10 protein-coding genes and 2 tRNA genes are annotated in these 17,183 nt (G+C 65.4%); 8 read left to right on the top strand and 4 right to left on the bottom strand.

The genetic code is table 11. The features are described 5' to 3' along the window. Positions 1-51: 51 nt before the first annotated feature. The 6 genes from clpX (at position 52) to ACSUZJ_RS14315 (ending at position 7,101) form a co-directional block, all read left to right on the top strand. Complete coding sequence (gene clpX, locus ACSUZJ_RS14340) at positions 52-1,320, top strand: ATP-dependent Clp protease ATP-binding subunit ClpX (protein WP_499409198.1); 1,269 nt, start codon at positions 52-54, stop codon at positions 1,318-1,320. A 267-nt stretch (positions 1,321-1,587) separates the two neighbouring features. Next, positions 1,588-3,993: an endopeptidase La gene (gene lon, locus ACSUZJ_RS14335; RefSeq protein ID WP_499409196.1), complete on the top strand. Its 2,406-nt coding sequence runs from the start codon at positions 1,588-1,590 to the stop codon at positions 3,991-3,993. Positions 3,994-4,378: 385 nt separating this feature from the next. Further along, positions 4,379-4,651, top strand: coding sequence for an HU family DNA-binding protein (locus tag ACSUZJ_RS14330; protein ID WP_290423305.1), 273 nt, complete (start codon positions 4,379-4,381; stop codon positions 4,649-4,651). Between the two features lie 129 nt (positions 4,652-4,780). Then, positions 4,781-4,857, top strand: a tRNA-Asp gene (locus tag ACSUZJ_RS14325). 19 nt (positions 4,858-4,876) lie between these two features. Then, positions 4,877-4,953 (top strand) — tRNA-Asp (locus ACSUZJ_RS14320). Positions 4,954-5,184: 231 nt separating this feature from the next. Next, positions 5,185-7,101: a SurA N-terminal domain-containing protein gene (locus tag ACSUZJ_RS14315; RefSeq protein ID WP_499409194.1), complete on the top strand. Its 1,917-nt coding sequence runs from the start codon at positions 5,185-5,187 to the stop codon at positions 7,099-7,101. A 314-nt stretch (positions 7,102-7,415) separates the two neighbouring features. On the opposite strand, the gene mnmH is transcribed toward ACSUZJ_RS14315, so the two are convergent. Both mnmH and ACSUZJ_RS14305 read right to left on the bottom strand, forming a co-directional pair. Next, positions 7,416-8,471 (bottom strand): tRNA 2-selenouridine(34) synthase MnmH, encoded by a 1,056-nt coding sequence (mnmH, locus tag ACSUZJ_RS14310; protein ID WP_499409192.1) that lies wholly within the window; start codon positions 8,469-8,471, stop codon positions 7,416-7,418. Continuing rightward, positions 8,468-9,094 (bottom strand): arylesterase, encoded by a 627-nt coding sequence (locus ACSUZJ_RS14305; RefSeq protein ID WP_499409190.1) that lies wholly within the window; start codon positions 9,092-9,094, stop codon positions 8,468-8,470. The genes mnmH and ACSUZJ_RS14305 overlap by 4 nt, the downstream gene beginning before the upstream one ends. On the opposite strand from ACSUZJ_RS14305, the gene ACSUZJ_RS14300 reads away from it, so the two are divergent. Further along, positions 9,093-9,809: an ABC transporter ATP-binding protein gene (locus ACSUZJ_RS14300; protein ID WP_499409188.1), complete on the top strand. Its 717-nt coding sequence runs from the start codon at positions 9,093-9,095 to the stop codon at positions 9,807-9,809. The two genes, ACSUZJ_RS14305 and ACSUZJ_RS14300, sit on opposite strands and share 2 nt — an antisense overlap. Before the next feature lie 192 nt (positions 9,810-10,001). Here the strand turns inward: ACSUZJ_RS14300 and ACSUZJ_RS14295 are convergent, their stop codons facing one another. Then, a complete protein-coding gene (locus tag ACSUZJ_RS14295; protein ID WP_499409186.1) occupies positions 10,002-11,543 on the bottom strand; it encodes an NAD(P)H-hydrate dehydratase in 1,542 nt (513 codons plus the stop codon). Positions 11,544-11,609: 66 nt separating this feature from the next. Between ACSUZJ_RS14295 and ACSUZJ_RS14290 the strand changes: the two genes are divergently transcribed. Beyond that, positions 11,610-15,209 (top strand): hydantoinase B/oxoprolinase family protein, encoded by a 3,600-nt coding sequence (locus tag ACSUZJ_RS14290; RefSeq protein WP_499409184.1) that lies wholly within the window; start codon positions 11,610-11,612, stop codon positions 15,207-15,209. 274 nt (positions 15,210-15,483) lie between these two features. Here ACSUZJ_RS14290 and ACSUZJ_RS14285 read toward each other — a convergent pair whose 3' ends face one another. Beyond that, complete coding sequence (locus ACSUZJ_RS14285) at positions 15,484-17,118, bottom strand: tetratricopeptide repeat protein (RefSeq protein WP_499409182.1); 1,635 nt, start codon at positions 17,116-17,118, stop codon at positions 15,484-15,486. Positions 17,119-17,183 lie beyond the last annotated feature (65 nt).

Raw genomic sequence — 17,183 nt, 5'->3', positions numbered from 1 at the left:
GCGCTCCGTAATCGCGTTATATTCATAGCAAATCACTAAATACCTGCCCCCATGTCTGACAAAAAATCCTCCAGCGGCGAAAAGCTTCTGTACTGCTCGTTCTGCGGCAAGAGTCAGCACGAGGTGAAGAAACTCATCGCAGGACCTTCGGTCTTCATCTGCGACGAGTGCATCGACCTGTGCAACGACATCATCCGCGACGAGACTTCGAACGTCGAGTCGGTGGCGGGCGCCAAGTCCGATCTGCCGACGCCACACGAGATTGCCGAACTGCTCGATCAGTACGTGATCGGGCAGCAAACAGCAAAGCGCATCCTGTCTGTTGCTGTTTACAATCACTACAAGCGTCTCAAGCACCTCGGCAAGAAAGACGACGTCGAACTCGCCAAGAGCAACATCCTGCTCGTCGGCCCGACCGGTTCCGGCAAGACCCTGCTGGCGCAAACGCTGGCGCGCATGCTGAACGTACCGTTCGTGATCGCCGACGCCACCACGCTGACCGAAGCCGGCTACGTGGGCGAAGACGTCGAGAACATCATCCAGAAGCTGCTGCAAAGCTGCAACTACGAAGTCGAGAAGGCCCAGCGCGGCATCGTCTACATTGACGAAATCGACAAGATCTCGCGCAAGTCCGACAATCCGTCGATCACGCGCGACGTTTCCGGTGAAGGCGTGCAGCAGGCCCTGCTGAAACTCATCGAGGGCACCATGGCCTCGGTGCCGCCGCAGGGCGGGCGCAAGCACCCGAACCAGGACTTCGTCCAGATCGACACGACCAACATCATGTTCATCTGCGGCGGCGCCTTCGACGGCCTGGCCAAGATCATCCAGAACCGCTCCGAGAAGTCGGGCATCGGTTTCGCGGCCAGCGTCAAGAGCCAGACCCAGCGCTCGAACAGCGAGATCCTGATGGAGGCCGAGCCGGAAGACCTGATCAAGTTCGGACTGATCCCGGAACTTGTCGGCCGTCTGCCTGTCGTAGCAACCCTGAGCGAACTCACCGAAGAAGCGCTGATCCAGATCCTGATCGAGCCGAAGAACGCGCTCATCAAGCAGTACTCGAAACTGCTGGAAATGGAAGGCGCGGAACTGGAAATCCGCCCGGCGGCCCTGCATGCGATCGCCAAGAAGGCGCTGGCACGCAAGACCGGCGCACGCGGCCTGCGTTCCATCCTGGAACACGCGCTGCTTGACGTGATGTATGAGCTGCCAAGCCAGCAAAACGTCGTGAAGGTCGTGATCGACGAAAATACGATCACGAACGGCGCGAAACCATTGCTGATTTACAGCGAAAGCGCAAAGGCTTCGGGCGAAAACTAAAAAATTCCGCGCGGAAACCACAAAAGCGCTTGTGCGCCGGGTGCTTGGCGGTACAATTTACCTCAATAAAAGCATCCGGCTTCAATCGAAAAGCCACTCGCGACTACGGTCGCGTGGTGGCTTTTTTATTTCAGACGGGGATTTTATTGGAACGGCCAGGTTGCATTCTCGAACGTCTTTTTTAATTCGAAGAAATATGTGTTGGCCGGTCTTGAGTTTTCACCGTGTGCGCCCAACATCGTCTACACGCTTTTTATAAGGTATGCCATGACAACTTCCAAATTAACCGAGCAAACGACGCTGCCCCTCCTGCCGTTGCGCGACGTGGTCGTGTTTCCCCATATGGTGATACCCCTGTTCGTTGGCCGCCCGAAATCGATCAAGGCCCTCGAGGCTGCGATGGAGCAGGGCAAGAGCATCATGCTTGCCGCCCAGAAGGCTGCCGCCAAAGACGAACCTTCCGCTGCCGACATCTACGAGATCGGCTGCGTTGCCAACATCCTGCAAATGCTGAAGCTGCCCGACGGCACCGTGAAGGTGCTGGTGGAAGGCGCCCAGCGTGCGCGAATCGATCACATCACGGACGCACCGACCCATTTCGTGGCCGACCTGACCCCGCTGCGTTCGGAAATCGGCGACGACTCCGAAGTCGAGGCGATGCGCCGCGCCATCGTTCAGCAGTTCGACCAGTACGTCAAACTGAACAAGAAAATCCCGCCGGAGATCCTCGCATCCCTGGCCGGTATCGACGACGCCGGCCGCCTGGCCGACACCGTTGCCGCCCATCTGCCGCTGAAACTCGAGCAGAAGCAAGTCATCCTGGAAATCTTCAACGTCGCCAAGCGCCTCGAGCACCTGCTCGGCCAGCTGGAAGGCGAACTCGACATCCTGCAGGTCGAGAAGCGCATCCGCGGCCGCGTCAAGCGCCAGATGGAAAAGTCGCAGCGCGAGTACTACCTGAACGAACAGGTCAAGGCCATCCAGAAGGAACTGGGCGAAGGCGAAGACGGCGCCGATATCGACGAACTCGAGAAGAAGGTGATCGCCGCCAAGATGCCGAAAGAGGCACTGGACAAGGCCACCGCCGAGATCAAGAAACTCAAGCTGATGTCGCCGATGTCGGCCGAAGCCACCGTCGTGCGCAACTACATCGACACCCTGGTGTCGCTGCCGTGGAAGAAGAAGTCGAAGGTTGCCAACGATCTGTCCAACGCCGAGAAGGTGCTCGAAGCCGAACACTACGGCCTCGAGAAGATCAAGGAACGCATCCTCGAGTACCTCGCGGTGCAACAGCGCGTCGACAAGCTCAAGGCCCCGATCCTGTGCTTCGTCGGTCCGCCGGGCGTCGGTAAAACCTCGCTGGGCCAGTCCATCGCCCGCGCCACGAACCGCAAGTTCGTGCGCATGGCCCTGGGCGGCGTGCGCGACGAGGCCGAGATCCGCGGCCACCGTCGTACCTACATCGGCTCGATGCCGGGCAAGGTGCTGCAATCGCTGGCGAAAGTCGGCGTGCGCAACCCGCTGTTCCTGCTCGACGAGATCGACAAGATGGGTGCGGATTTCCGCGGCGACCCGTCGTCGGCCCTGCTCGAGGTGCTGGATCCGGAACAGAACCACACCTTCTCGGACCACTACCTGGAAGTCGACTTCGACCTCTCGGACGTGATGTTCGTGGCGACCTCGAACTCGTTCAACATCCCGCCGGCCCTGCTGGACCGGATGGAAGTGATCCGCCTGTCGGGCTACACCGAGGACGAGAAGACCAACATCGCCCAACGCTACCTGCTGCCGAAGCAGGTCAAGGCGAACGGCCTGAAGGACGACGAGATCAAGGTGGAAGAAGCCGCGATCCGCGACATCATCCGCTACTACACCCGCGAAGCCGGCGTGCGTTCGCTCGAGCGTGAAATCTCGAAGATCTGCCGCAAGGTCGTCAAGATGCTGCTGCTGAAGAAGAGCGACAAGCGCGTTGTCGTCGGCAGCAAGAACCTGGACAAGTTCCTGGGCGTGCGCCGCTACGACTTCGGCGTGGCCGAGAAGGAAAATCAGATCGGCCAGGTGGTCGGTCTGGCCTGGACCGAAGTCGGCGGCGACCTGCTGACGATTGAAGCCGTGAACGTGCCGGGCAAGGGCGCCATCATCCGCACCGGTACCCTGGGCGACGTGATGAAGGAATCGATCGAGGCGGCACGTACCGTGGTGCGCAGCCGTGCCCAGCGTCTCGGCATCAAGAACGAGGTGTTCGAGAAGAGCGACATCCACATCCACGTGCCGGAAGGCGCGACCCCGAAGGACGGTCCGTCCGCCGGTATCGCGATGACCACGGCCCTGGTGTCGATCTTTACCGGCATTCCGGTCCGTGCCGACGTGGCGATGACGGGCGAGATCACGCTGCGCGGCGAAGTCTTGCCGATCGGTGGCCTGAAGGAAAAGCTGCTGGCGGCGCATCGCGGCGGCATCAAGACGGTCCTGATCCCCGAGCAGAACGTGAAGGACCTGGCCGAGATTCCGGACAACGTCAAGAACAAGCTCGAGATCGTGCCGGTGCGCTGGATCGAGAAGGTGCTGGAAGTTGCGCTGGAACGCCAGCCGGAACCGCTGGTCGACGTGCCGGCCGTGTCGGTGACGCCGTCGAGCTCGGCCGAAGGGCAGGGCGACGTGGTCAAGCACTGATCGCTGAGTTGATCGCAGTATGAAGGAGGCGCCTGCGGGCGCCTCTTTTTGTTTCGGGCGCTCGGTGTTTGGATTTTCCTGACCGTTTCCCGTAGGGTGGGCACGCCGTGCCCACGCGTTACGCGCCTGTCCGGAGTTCGCTGCCCGGACAATTCGCTCGCTGAACGTGCAGTACTTGTGGCGCTAACACTATGCTGTTTGAGCCGCCAACAATGCTCATCGTTCCGCGTGGGCACGCCGTGCCCACCCTACGTATCGCGAGTCTCTACGCGCCGTTTGCCCAATTTGTTGCTTGACAGAAGCAAATCCCCCTTGTTTAATACGCCCTTGCAGTTTTTTGCAGGAAGGCGCAGCGCTGCCGCGTCAGAACGTACAAGAGGATAGAGTGAACAAGACTGAACTGATCGAAGAAATCGCGAAATCCGCGGACATTACCAAGGCCTCGGCTACGCGCGCACTCGACGCCATGATCGAAGCCGTGACCGCGACGCTGAAGAAGAACGACAGCGTGACCCTGGTTGGCTTCGGCACTTTCACCGTGGGTGAACGCGCTGCCCGCACCGGCCGCGATCCGCGTACCAAGGAACCGATCAAGATTAAGGCCGCCAAGGTCCCGAAATTTAAGGCTGGTAAAGCGTTAAAAGATGCTGTAAACTAATGCCTTCTCTGCAGTGACATGCAGAGAAGAATGTCTGGCGGTATGTTTGAGGTCGATGATCTCCTGAGGTGAGAAGCTCTAGCCTCTCAGCTTTCACCAGCCAGGCAGGCAATACCTTGTATTTGATGTGGAGCGGTAGTTCAGTTGGTTAGAATACCGGCCTGTCACGCCGGGGGTCGCGGGTTCGAGCCCCGTCCGCTCCGCCACTCAAAATACTCCGAATTTGGAGCGGTAGTTCAGTTGGTTAGAATACCGGCCTGTCACGCCGGGGGTCGCGGGTTCGAGCCCCGTCCGCTCCGCCAAAATTGTGGTGAAAAAAGCGCTCCCCCTGCGGGGAGCGCGAGTTGGGGTGAGAAGGGAATCCCTTGCAAGGGATTCCGCGGCCTGCGGTAACGTAGGCGAGCCCCGTCCGCTCCGCCAGATTCAGCATTTCCGGGGCGCCAGGATGGCGTTTCCACAGAGAAGAGGCGAACGCGAGTTCGCCTTTTTTTTTAACTTGTGCTTTGAAGCCATTTCCAGAGTGATTGGTGACCATGTTTGATTTTGTACGTAACAACAAGCGCGTGATGTACGGTGTGTTGGCACTGTTGATCGTGCCTTCGTTCATCTTCGTCGGTGTCGACAGCTACCAGAACCGTGGCGACAGCGCCGCCGGCGTGGCCGAGGTCGATGGTCGCAGCATCACCCAGCAGGAATGGGACGATGCCCAGCGCCGCCAGATCGACCAGGCGCGCCAGCAACTGGGCCCGCAGTTCGACCAGAAGATGTTCGACACGCCGGAAGCCAAGCGTGAAGTGCTGGAAAACCTGGTCGCCGAACGCGCCATCAATGCCGAGATCGCCCGCAATCACCTGACCGTGAGCGACCAGGCCATCTTCAAGGCGATCAACCAGATCCAGGGCTTCAGGAAGCCGGACGGCAGCTTCGACATGGACCAGTACAAGGCTGCGCTGGCCGCCCAGGGCATGACTCCGGAAATGTTCGACGCGCGCATGCGTCGCGACATGGCGATCCAGCAGCTGGCCGGTTCGATCCAGTCGACCGCGTTCGCGCCGCGCTCGGTCGCCGACCGCATCTCGAACATCAATGACCAGGAACGCGAAGTCCAGGAACTGCTGTTCCCGATCGCGAACTACCTGCCGCAGGTGAAGGTCACCGACGAGATGGTCAAGGCCTTCTACGACAAGAACGCCCAGCTGTTCCAGATTCCGGAGCAGGTGAAGGCCGAATACGTCGTGCTCGATTCGGCGGCAGTCGAAAAGCAGGTCTCGGTCACCGACGCCGAAGTGGAGCAGTTCTACAAGACCAACCAGGCGCGCTTCGTGACGCCCGAGCAGCGTACCGCCAGCCACATCCTGATCACCAAGGCCCAGGGCGCCAAGCCGGCCGAAGAAGCGGCTGCGAAAGCCAAGGCCGAAGCGGTGCTGGCCGAAGTACGCAAGAACCCGGCCGACTTTGCCGCGATCGCCAAGGCGCAGTCGCAGGATCCGGGTTCGGCCGCGCAGGGCGGCGACCTCGGCGTGGTCGAGAAGGGCGCTTTCGTCAAGCCGGTCGAGGACGCGATCTACGCGCTCAAGGACGGCGAAGTCAGCAGCATCGTGCCGTCGGAATTCGGCTTCCACATCATCAAGCTTACCTCGATCAAGCCCTCCCAGCAGAAGCCGCTGGAAGCGGCGAGGGCCGAGATCGCCGAGGAGCTGAAGAAATCCAAGCTGTCGAAGAAGTACTCGGAACTGGCCGAGAGCTTCAACGACATCGTGTACGAGCAGTCGGACAGTCTGAAGCCGGCGGCCGACAAGCTGGGCCTGGAAATCCAGACCGCGGACGGCCTGACCCGCAAGCCGAACCCGGCCCTGGGCGCCGCACCGTTCAACAACGAGAAGTTCCTGACCGCCCTGTTCTCGAACGATTCGATCAAGAACAAGCGTAATACCGAAGCCGTCGAAGTGGCGCCGGCTGTCCTGGTGGCGGGCCGTGTCGTCGAATTCAAGCCGGCGAGCAAGCGCCCGCTGGCCGAAGTCGAAGCCCAGATCCGCCAGCGCGTGACCCAGGAAGAAGCGTTGCGCCTGGCGCGCGAGGCCGGTGAAGCCAAGCTGAAGGCTGCCAGGGCATCGGGCGACGCCGCCGGTTTCGGCGAGACCAAGGTCCTGTCGCGCACCAAGGAGCCGACCATCAACACCGCCGCCGCCCTGGCCGTGTTCAAGGCCGACGTGACCAAGCTGCCGGCCTATGTGGGCGTGGAAGTGCCGAACGTGGGCTATGGCGTCTACCGCATCGGCAAGGTGTCGCAGCCGGCCCAGGTCGACCAGGCGCGCCGCGCCCAGGAGGCGCAGCAGATCAACGGCCTGGTGGGCCAGGCCGAGCTCTACAACTTCGTCGAGGCGGTCAAGGCCAAGGCCAAGGCGAAGATCCATGCGTCGGCAAGCAAGCCGGCGGACCAGGCCGAATAAGCCTGTTCTCTGGACGAAGAAAAACCCGGCTGCGCGAGCAGCCGGGTTTTTTTACGTCGCGGGTTCCGTGATGTGCGCCGAAGTCGCGTGCGGCGACCGTAGGGTGGGCACGCTGTGCCCACGCGGAAGCCGGAACAGTGCTGGCATCGGATATCGAGGCTAAAGTGGCTTACTGGTAGTGGTCGAAAAGCATCCCGTTAGCGCTGTCTATATTGCCGGCGTCGCGGAGCGCGTCATCGCGGCCACGGACTGCTGCCAGGCACGTAACGCGTGGGCACGGCGTGCCCACCCTACGGTCCGCGCTGCGTGAGGTGTTACGCTGCCATCAGCGCCCGCGCCGCGTTCACGAAATCCTCGCGGCCGATGTCCGCCAGCTCGAGCACCTGCGCCTTGCCGTACTGGACGAAGTTGCGGTCGATCGAACGCAGGTAGGCCGGGTCGTAATGCTCGACCAGCAGCTGGTCGACCAGCTCGGGCATCGCGCCGGCCTTCGCCATCGCATGCCAGTTGTCGATCTTCACGCGGCCGTGCAGCTGCACCAGGTGTTCCAGTTGGCCGTTGAGGGCGTCGGCGTTGCGCGCGAAGTGCTGGTAGTCCTCCATCAGCAGGCGCACGCGGTTCGGGCGCGACAGGGTCAGGGCGATGCAGGGCGAGGCGCGCATGCGCTCCATCACCGCGCCGGGCACGCGCAGGTTGCCGACCTTCTTGCTCTCGGATTCGACGAAGACAGGTTTGTCCAGGTCGAAGTGACGCAGCTTGTCCCAGATCCGGCTTTCGAACATCTTCTGCGTCGGCTGCGGTTCGTCGGGCAGGTGGCCGAGCACCGAGCCGCGGTGGGCCGCCAGGCGCTCGAGGTCGAGGACCTGGGCCCCGACCTGTTCCAGGGTTTCGAGCAGGCGGCTCTTGCCGCTGCCGGTGGTGCCGCAGACCACGCGGAAGTCCACGGCCGGCGGGTTCTCCAGCGCTTCGCTGACGTAGGCGCGGTAGGCCTTGTAGCCGCCGTCGAGTTGCACCACCGGCCAGCCGATCTTGGCAAGGATGTGGGCCATCGAGCCGCTGCGGTTGCCGCCGCGCCAGCAATAGACCAGGGGCTTCCAGTCGCGCGGCTTGTCGGCGAAGAGCGTATCGATATGGCGGGCGATGTTCTGCGCGACCAGGGGCGCGCCGACTTTCTTCGCCTCGAAGGCGCCGACCTGCTTGTACAGCGTGCCGACGCGGATGCGCTCCTCGTCGTTCAACACCGGGCAATTGATCGCACCGGGTAGGTGGTCGAGCGCGAATTCGCCCTCGCTGCGGGCGTCGATGATGGTGTCGAAGCTATCCAGGTCGGGGAAGATGTCGGCGAAGCTCAGTACGGCGGGGTATTTCATCGTGATTGGATCAGGGCCTTGAAGGTCGGCCAGATGTTATTGAGGATAATCGGGTGGGCCTGGGCGTTCGGGTGCAGGCGGTCGGCCTGGAACAGGCTCGGCTTGTCGGCCACGCCTTCGAGCATGAAGGGAACCAGTGGCGCCTTCACTTCCTTCGCCAAATTCCGGTACATGCCGAAGAAGCGTTCCGTGTATGCGCGGCCATAGTTCGGCGGCATGCGCATGCCGATCAGCATGACTTTCGCGTCCTGCTTCTGCGACATGGTCGCCATCTCGCGCAGGTTGGCTTCCGCCGCGGCCACCGGCAGGCCGCGCAGGCCGTCGTTGGCGCCCAGTTCGATGACGACGATCTGCGGCTTGTGCTGGTTCAAGAGCGCCGGCAGGCGCGCCCGCCCGCCGCTGGTGGTCTCGCCGCTGATGCTGGCGTTGACGATGCGCGCGTCGATCTTTTCGGCCTTGAGCTTCTGTTCGAGCAGGGCGACCCAGCCCGCGCCGCGCGTCAGGCCATACTCGGCCGAGAGGCTGTCACCCAGCACAAGGACGGTTTTTGGTGCAGAATAGGCGCTCGCCGACGCGGCCAGCATGAGCGCACCGACAGACAATTTCTTGAGAATAGCAAGCATGCGTGATAATCCCGAGGCTTTCAAAAATGATCCTGCCACTGCAAAAGGACGACCGGCCGCCATCGAAGTAAGCGGCCTGTCGAAGCGGGTGGCGGACGCCAGCGGCGAACTCACCATCCTGCACAACATCGATTTTACCGTGCAACCGGCCGAGACGCTCGCGCTCGTCGGCGCTTCCGGCTCGGGCAAGTCGACCCTGCTGGGCCTGCTGGCCGGGCTCGATACGCCGAGCAGCGGCAAGGTCCTGCTGGACGGCACCGACATCTTCGCACTCGATGAAGACGGCCGCGCCGCCTTCCGCAAGGCCAAGCTGGGCTTCGTGTTCCAGTCCTTCCAGCTGCTGGCCCACCTGGACGCCCTGGAAAACGTGATGCTGCCGCTCGAACTGCGCGGCGACGGCGACGCCCGTGCCAAGGCCGAAGCGATGCTCGGGCGTGTCGGGTTGTCGAGCCGGCTCAAGCACTATCCGAAGTACCTGTCCGGCGGCGAGCAGCAGCGCGTGGCCCTGGCGCGCGCTTTCGTCACCGAACCGCCGCTGCTGTTCGCGGACGAGCCGACCGGCAGCCTCGACGCCGCGACCGGCGAGGCCGTGATTCAGCTGATGTTCGAACTCAATCGCGAACGCGGCTCGACGCTCGTGCTGGTGACCCACGATCCGGCGATGGCGGCACGTTGCGGGCGGACCTTGACCATCGCCGCAGGCCGCCTGGCCTAGCGCTTTTCGTAGGGTGGACACCTGTGTCCACGCTGTCTCACCCTTCTCCCATCCGCGCATTCAACCTGGCCTGCGGCATCCGCGCACCCGGTCGAAACGACGTACCGGACATGGTGCGGTATGCCACGGTACGACCGCGTGGACAGTAGGGCTGGCTAAATGCCAGCACTACGAATGTCCACCCTACAAAACCTAGCGCGTCAGCGCCTGCGCCACCAGCCCGTTCAACACCTTCCTCAGCGCCGCCGGCAATTCCCCGGCCGTCAGCCCGATCGGCCCGACGCCGTCCTCCACCAGCCGGTCGGCCGCCGCGCCGTGCATCCACACCGCGCCAACCGCCGCTTCCCATGCCGGCCAGCCCTGGGCCAGCAAGGCCCCGCACACGCCCGCCAGCACGTCGCCGGTGCCGCCGCTCGCCAGGCCCGGATTCCCGGTCGGATTGAGCGCCATGCAGCCCTCCTGGGCCGCGATGACGGTGCCCGAGCCCTTGAGCACGGCGACGGCGTTCAGGCGCCGGGCGAGCTGGCGCGCCGCGGCCAGGCGATCGGCCTGCACCTCGGCAGCCGTGATGCCGAGCAGGCGCGCGGCCTCGAGCGGGTGCGGGGTGACGATGGTGGCGCCCTGGCGCCGCGCCAGGCGTCCCTGCAGCTCGGTGCTGGCCGCGACCAGGTTCAGGCCATCCGCGTCGATCACGAGCGGCCCTGCGCCGTCGATGCCGTGGCTGAGCGCGCGCATGGCCTCGACCGAGTCGCCCATGCCCGGGCCCAGCACCAGCGCCTGGCCCTCGAACTTGAGGGCGTTCGAGGCGCGGAACATCAGCTCGGGCTGCAGGTTGTCGAAGCCCGGGCCGGGATCGACCGTGGCGACAAAGACCCGGCCTGCGCCGGCGTACAGGGCGGCGCGGCCGGCCAGCACCGCCGCGCCGAGCATGCCGCGGGCGCCGCCGACGATGGCGACGTCGCCGAAACTGCCCTTGTGCGAACCCTGGCGGCGCGGCGCGAGCTGCGTGGCAAACAGGGCGGGCCCGGCCAACCGGGCCAGCGGCGGCGGGAAGAGCTTTTCGTCGATGCCGAGATCGACCACCTGCACTTCGCCGGCGTGGTCGCGACCGAAGGCCGTGTGCAGGCCCGGTTTGTCGCCAATGAAGGTGATGGTGTGGGTGGCGCGCACGGCGGCGCCGCCTTCGCCGACCGGCATGCCGGTATCGGCGTCGAGGCCGCTCGGCACGTCCAGGGCCAGCACCGGACAGCGCATGTCGTCCAGTGCGGTGACGAGCTCGGGGTAGCGCCCCACGAGGTTGCGTGCGAGGCCGATGCCGAACAGGCCGTCGACCACCAGCGCCCAGTCGCGCGTGTCGGGGGCGACGTCGGCGAAGTTGGCGCGGCTGGCACGCGCACGGGCCAGGGCCTGGGCGGCTTCCGGCGAAGGCTGGCCGGTGGTCGGGGCGAAGTAGAGCACCACGACATCCAGCCCGGCTTCGCTTAGGTTGGCGGCCAGCTCGAGGGCGTCGCCGCCGTTGTTGCCCGGACCGGCGAGCACCAGCACCGGCTGCGCGTGGGCGGCGCCGACCAGGCTCAAGGCGAGGTCGGCGGCGGCGCGTCCGGCGCGCCGCATCAGGGTGCCTGTTTCCAGCTCCCGCATCGCGGCTTCCTCGACCGCCCGGATCTGGGCAACGCTGTAAAGCTTGCTGTTCATGTTCCTCGCCTTCTGCTCATTGATATCGAATGCCTGCATTGTGCCCGATCCAGGCCGGGAGGCGACTACAATATGACAAAACCACAACCTGCAAGAGGGCAAGACATGGATTGGCAGTTCTGGATCGACCGCGGCGGCACCTTCACCGACATCGTGGCGCGCCGCCCGGATGGGCAGCTGGTGACGCACAAACTCCTGTCCGAGAATCCGGAACAATACCGCGACGCCGCCGTCGCCGGGATCCGCCACCTGCTCGGCGTGGAAGCCGGCGCGCCGCTGCCGGCGGCCGCCGTGGAAGCGGTGAAAATGGGCACGACCGTCGCCACCAACGCCCTGCTCGAGCGCAAGGGCGAGCCGACGCTGCTGGCCATCACGCGGGGTTTTCGCGACGCGCTGCGCATCGCCTACCAGAACCGGCCGCGCCTGTTCGACCGCCACATCGTGCTGCCCGAGCTGCTGTATGCGCGGGTGGCCGAGATCGACGAGCGCATCGGCGCCCACGGCGAAGTCGTGCGGCCGCTCGACGAGGCGGCGGCCCGTGCCGCGCTGCAGGAAGCCTTCGATGCGGGCCTGCGCGCGCTGGCGATCGTCTTCATGCACGGCTACCGCTATACGCAGCACGAGGCGGCGGTGGCGCGCATCGCGCGCGAGATCGGCTTCACCCAGGTGTCGACCTCGCACGGCGTCAGCCCGATGATGAAGCTGGTCGCGCGCGGCGACACCACGGTGGTCGACGCCTACCTCTCGCCCATCCTGCGCCGCTATGTCGACCAGGTGGCGTCGGAACTGCCGGGCGCGAACCTGCAGTTCATGCAGTCCAGCGGCGGCCTGACCGATGCGCGCGCCTTCCAGGGCAAGGACAGCATCCTCTCCGGTCCGGCCGGCGGCATCGTCGGCATGGTGCGCGCCAGTGTTCTCGCCGGCTTCGACAAGGTGATCGGCTTCGACATGGGCGGCACCTCGACCGACGTTTCGCACTACGCGGGAGAGTTCGAGAGGGTGTTCGAGACCCAGGTCGCCGGCGTGCGCATGCGCGCGCCGATGATGAGCATCCACACCGTGGCGGCCGGCGGCGGCTCTATCCTGCACTTCGACGGCAGCCGCTACCGCGTCGGGCCCGACAGCGCCGGCGCCAATCCGGGACCGGCCAGCTACCGCCGCGGCGGGCCGCTCGCGGTCACCGACTGCAATGTCATGCTCGGGAAGATACAGCCGGAGCACTTCCCGAAGCTGTTCGGGTTGAGGGGCGACGAGGCGCTCGACGTCGAGACCGTGCGCGCGCGCTTCACGGCGCTGGCGCGCGAGATCGAGGCGGCGACGGGCGACGTGCGCACGCCCGAGCAGGTGGCCGAGGGCTTCATCCAGATCGCGGTCGGGAACATGGCCAACGCCATCAAGCAGATCTCGGTGCAGCGCGGGCACGACGTCACCGAGTACGCGCTCACCAGCTTCGGCGGCGCCGGCGGCCAGCATGCCTGCCTGGTGGCAGACGCGCTCGGCATGAAGACCGTCTTCATCCACAGCCTGGCGGGCGTGCTCTCGGCCTACGGCATGGGCCTGGCCGACCAGAGCGCGATGCGCGAGCAGGCAATAGAAGAGAAGCTGGGCGCTGCCAGCGCCGAGGCCCTGGCAAAGCGCCTGGACGTCCTGGCCGCAGCGGCGCGCGCCGAGCTGCTGGCCCAGGGCGTGGGCGAGGAACGCATCGCCGTCATCCGCCGCGTGCACCTGCGCTACGAGGGCACGGACTCGGCCCTGGTCGTCGGCTACGACAGCGTCGCGGCGATGCAGGCCCAGTTCGAGGCCGCCTACAAGCGCCGCTTCTCCTTCCTGATGCCCTCGCGCGCCCTGGTGGTGGAAGCGGTGTCGGTCGAGGCCCTGGGCCGCTCGGAGGCGCCGCCCGAGACCAGGCTTGCCGACGCGGCGCGCGCCGGCGCGCCTGCGCCCTCGCAGACCGTGCCGATGTTCGGCAATGGCCAGTGGCGCGACACCGGCGTCTACCGCCGCGCCGACATTGGGCCCGGCGACATCATCGGCGGCCCCGCCATCGTCGCCGAGAACAACGCCACCACCGTGGTCGAAGCCGGCTGGCAGGCCGAGGTCACGCCGTACAACCACCTCGTGCTCAGGCGGGTGGAGGCGCTGCCCGAGCGGCGCGCGATCGGCACCACGGCCGACCCAGTGATGCTGGAGATCTTCAACAACCTCTTCATGTCGATCGCCGAGCAGATGGGCCTGCGCCTGCAGAACACGGCCTATTCGGTGAACATCAAGGAGCGCCTCGACTTCAGTTGCGCCATTTTCGACGCCGACGGCAAGCTGGTGGCAAACGCCCCGCATATGCCGGTGCACCTGGGCTCGATGGGCGAGAGCATCAAGACCGTGATGCGCGAGAATGCCGGCCGCATGCGCGCCGGCGACGTCTACGTGCTGAACGACCCCTACAACGGCGGCACCCACTTGCCCGACGTGACCGTGATCTCGCCGGTGTTCGACGAGGCCGGGCAGGAGATCCTGTTCTACGTCGGCTCGCGCGGCCACCACGCCGACATCGGCGGCACCACGCCGGGCTCGATGCCGCCGGACTCCAGCCACATCGAGGAGGAGGGCGTCCTGATCAACAACTTCAAGCTGGTCGACGGGGTCGATGGCGTGCTGCGCGAGGCCGAGGCACGCGAACTGCTCGGCAGTGCCCGCTACCCGGCGCGCAATCCGGACCAGAACATGGCCGATCTGCGCGCCCAGGTGGCGGCGAACCAGAAGGGCGTCGAGGAACTGCACCGCATGGTGGCCCATTTCGGCCTGGACGTGGTGCGCGCCTACATGGGCCACGTGCAGGACAATGCCGAGGAGGCGGTGCGGCGCGTGATCGGCGCCCTGAAGGACGGCGCGTTCACGGTCGAGCTGGACAACGGCGCACGTATTGTCGTGGCGATCCGCGTCGACCGTGCCAGCCGCAGCGCCGAGATCGACTTCACGGGCACGTCAAGCCAGCTGCCGAACAACTTCAATGCGCCCTCGGCGGTGTGCATGGCCGCCGTGCTCTACGTGTTCCGCACCCTGGTCGACGACGAGATTCCGCTGAACGGCGGCTGCCTGAAGCCGCTGAAGGTCATCATCCCGCCCGGCTCCATGCTCAACCCGCATTACCCGGCCTCGGTGGTCTCGGGGAACGTCGAGACCTCGACCTGCATCACCAACGCGCTCTACGGCGCGCTGGGGGTGATGGCGGCCTCGCAGGGCACGATGAACAACTTCACGTTCGGGAACGCGAAGTACCAGTACTACGAGACCATTTCCGGCGGCAGCGGCGCGGGCGAAGGCTACGACGGCACCGACGTGGTGCAGACCAACATGACCAATTCGCGCCTGACCGATCCCGAGATCCTCGAGTTCCGCTTCCCGGTGCGCCTGGAGAGCTATTCGATCCGCCAGGGCTCGGGCGGAGCGGGGCGCTGGCGTGGCGGCAACGGCGGGGTGAGGAAGGTGCGCTTCCTGGAGCCGATGACGGCGGCGATCCTGTCGAACAACCGGATCTACGCCCCGTTCGGGATGGCCGGCGGAGAAGAGGGCGCGCGCGGGGTGAACACCGTGGTGCGCGCGGATGGCAGCGTCGAGCAGGTCGGGCACATCGGCAAGGTCGAGATGGGGGCAGGGGACATGTTCGTCATCGAGACGCCCGGCGGCGGAGGTTACGGAAAGGCTTGACGAAGGGCGCAGGGTGGGCACTCCGTGCCCACGCGTTACGTGCCCATCGTTCGGACTCGTGCAGCAAGGTCTCGCTCGGGCAAGCGAGCGAAGCTGCACGGGTTGAACAGCATGTCGTCGATGTTCCGGGCAAGCTCGAATGGTACGGAGCGAGACCTCGCAGCCAACGACGTCGGAAACGTACGAAACGCGTGGGCACGGCCTGCCCACCCTACGAGCCGGGCCGCGTATCCCCGTGGCGCTACGGAAGGCAATGCGATGAAGGCGTCCCGGCTCAGGTCGAGATACCGTACTTGCGCCGCAAGCCCATGTATTCCTCCGTCAGCGGCTCCAGCCTCGGATGCTGGGCATCCACCGCCCGGATCTTCTCGAGCTGCTCGAAGCACAATTCGCCCAGCGGATGGTCCCAGCCGAGTTCGGCGATCTGGCGCAGGACGCCGCCCGCCGTCGCGATCATCACCTGCAGGTTGCCGGGCGCCATGTGCAGCGCCTCGAGCAGGGTCTGGACCGCGCCGCGCACGTCGCCCATGTTGCGCTTCTCGTCGGCCACGCCCAGCAGGATCTGGGCCTGGGCCTTGAGCTGCTGGTGCATGCCGTCGGCCAGGTCGCGCCGGCCGCAATCGGCGAACACCTGCAGGGCGTCCTGGGGCGTGACGCCGCTGCCGGCGTCGTTCACCACCGTCATCATCACTTCCTGGGCCTGGCTGTCGAGGCGCTGCGCCAGGCAGGAGCGCACCAGGCCGATGCGCAGGCCGGTCGACAGGCCGCTGCTGGCGCCCACGGCCGCCGCGGCCGCGTGCAGGTCGGTCAGGCAGGCGGCGTGGTTGCCGGTGGCCTCGTGCAGGGCCGCGTTGGCGACCGCGACGCAGGCGTCGACTTCAGGGCTGGCGCGCAGCGAGCGTTCCAGGTCGCGCACGACGCCGGCGGCGGCCAGCGGGTCGCCGCGCCTGACCAGGGCCCTGGCCAGCCTGACGTGGTCCTCGGGATCGCGAAACTCGGAATAGCGGGCCTTGGCGACCACCTGCCTGAATGCCTTTTCGGCGGCCGCCGGGTCGCCCGCTTCGAGCGCGATGTCGCCGAGCTTGCGCAGGCGGCGCACCATGTGCGGCGAGATGGCCACCGCTTCCTCGAGGATCTTCTGGGCCTGGGCGTGGGCTCCAGCGGATTCGTGGCAGCGGGCGAGCAGATCGTAGGCCGCCATCAGGTGCCCATTGGCCGAGACCAGCATCTGCAGGGTGTCGCGCGCCTCGTCGATGCGTCCTTGGGCGAACAGCGCGCGCGCCAGGCCCAGGCCGGCCCAGCCGAGCGGCTTGTAGCCGAGCACCTTGCGGTAGATCTGCTCGGCCTCGACGTGCTCCTTGAGCTGGACGTGCAGCTCGGCGCGCAGGCGCGCGAAATCGAGGGCGTAGCGGCTGTGGGCCAGTTCACTGGCGGCCGCCGAGCGGATCGCCTCGCGCAAGTTGCCCTGGGCGACCAGTTGCCAGGTCGGCAGGATGACAGCGCGCCTGTCGATGGCGCGGGTGATGCGCGCGCCCAAAGTCTCGGCGGTGAAAGGTTTCAGCACGTAGTCGGTCGGCGCGAGTTCCGCTGCGCTGACGACCTTGCCGTGGACGGCTTCCGAGGTGAGCATGATGAAGATCGCCCAGGGTGGGATCAGGCGGTGGTGGCGCAGGTCTTCCAGCAGTTGCTGGCCGTCCTGGCCATCGCCGGCGCCGCCGCCGTTGCCGAGATCGTACTCGCAGAGGATGATGTCGTAGGAGCGGCGGGTGAGCTGGCGGATCGCGGTGCCGGCATTGACGGCATACTCGATCTTGCTAATGCCGCCCAGGTTCAGCATGTTCTGCAGGCTGGCGCGCATGCCGGGATTGGGGTCGATCACCAGTACCGACAACTTGCTGTTCTCTTGCATCTTTTCTCTCGTGTGCTCGGCCATTGCGCGTCTCCTGGCGCTACGATACCGGCAAGGATCGCGCC

Source organism: Telluria sp. B2, assembly GCF_051789535.1.
Lineage (GTDB): Bacteria > Pseudomonadota > Gammaproteobacteria > Burkholderiales > Burkholderiaceae_D > Telluria.
The sequence above is the reverse complement of the archived record's forward strand: the minus strand, read 5'-3'. Positions and strand labels throughout refer to the sequence as shown.

Coding starts and splice junctions, on each gene's coding strand:
- ACSUZJ_RS14315 (WP_499409194.1), top strand. CDS start 5,185: ATGTTTGATTTTGTACGTAACAACAAGCGCGTGATGTACGGTGTGTTG.
- lon (WP_499409196.1), top strand. CDS start 1,588: ATGACAACTTCCAAATTAACCGAGCAAACGACGCTGCCCCTCCTGCCG.
- ACSUZJ_RS14295 (WP_499409186.1), bottom strand. CDS start 11,543: ATGCAGGCATTCGATATCAATGAGCAGAAGGCGAGGAACATGAACAGC.
- ACSUZJ_RS14285 (WP_499409182.1), bottom strand. CDS start 17,118: ATGCAAGAGAACAGCAAGTTGTCGGTACTGGTGATCGACCCCAATCCC.
- clpX (WP_499409198.1), top strand. CDS start 52: ATGTCTGACAAAAAATCCTCCAGCGGCGAAAAGCTTCTGTACTGCTCG.
- mnmH (WP_499409192.1), bottom strand. CDS start 8,471: ATGAAATACCCCGCCGTACTGAGCTTCGCCGACATCTTCCCCGACCTG.
- ACSUZJ_RS14305 (WP_499409190.1), bottom strand. CDS start 9,094: ATGCTTGCTATTCTCAAGAAATTGTCTGTCGGTGCGCTCATGCTGGCC.
- ACSUZJ_RS14300 (WP_499409188.1), top strand. CDS start 9,093: ATGCGTGATAATCCCGAGGCTTTCAAAAATGATCCTGCCACTGCAAAA.
- ACSUZJ_RS14290 (WP_499409184.1), top strand. CDS start 11,610: ATGGATTGGCAGTTCTGGATCGACCGCGGCGGCACCTTCACCGACATC.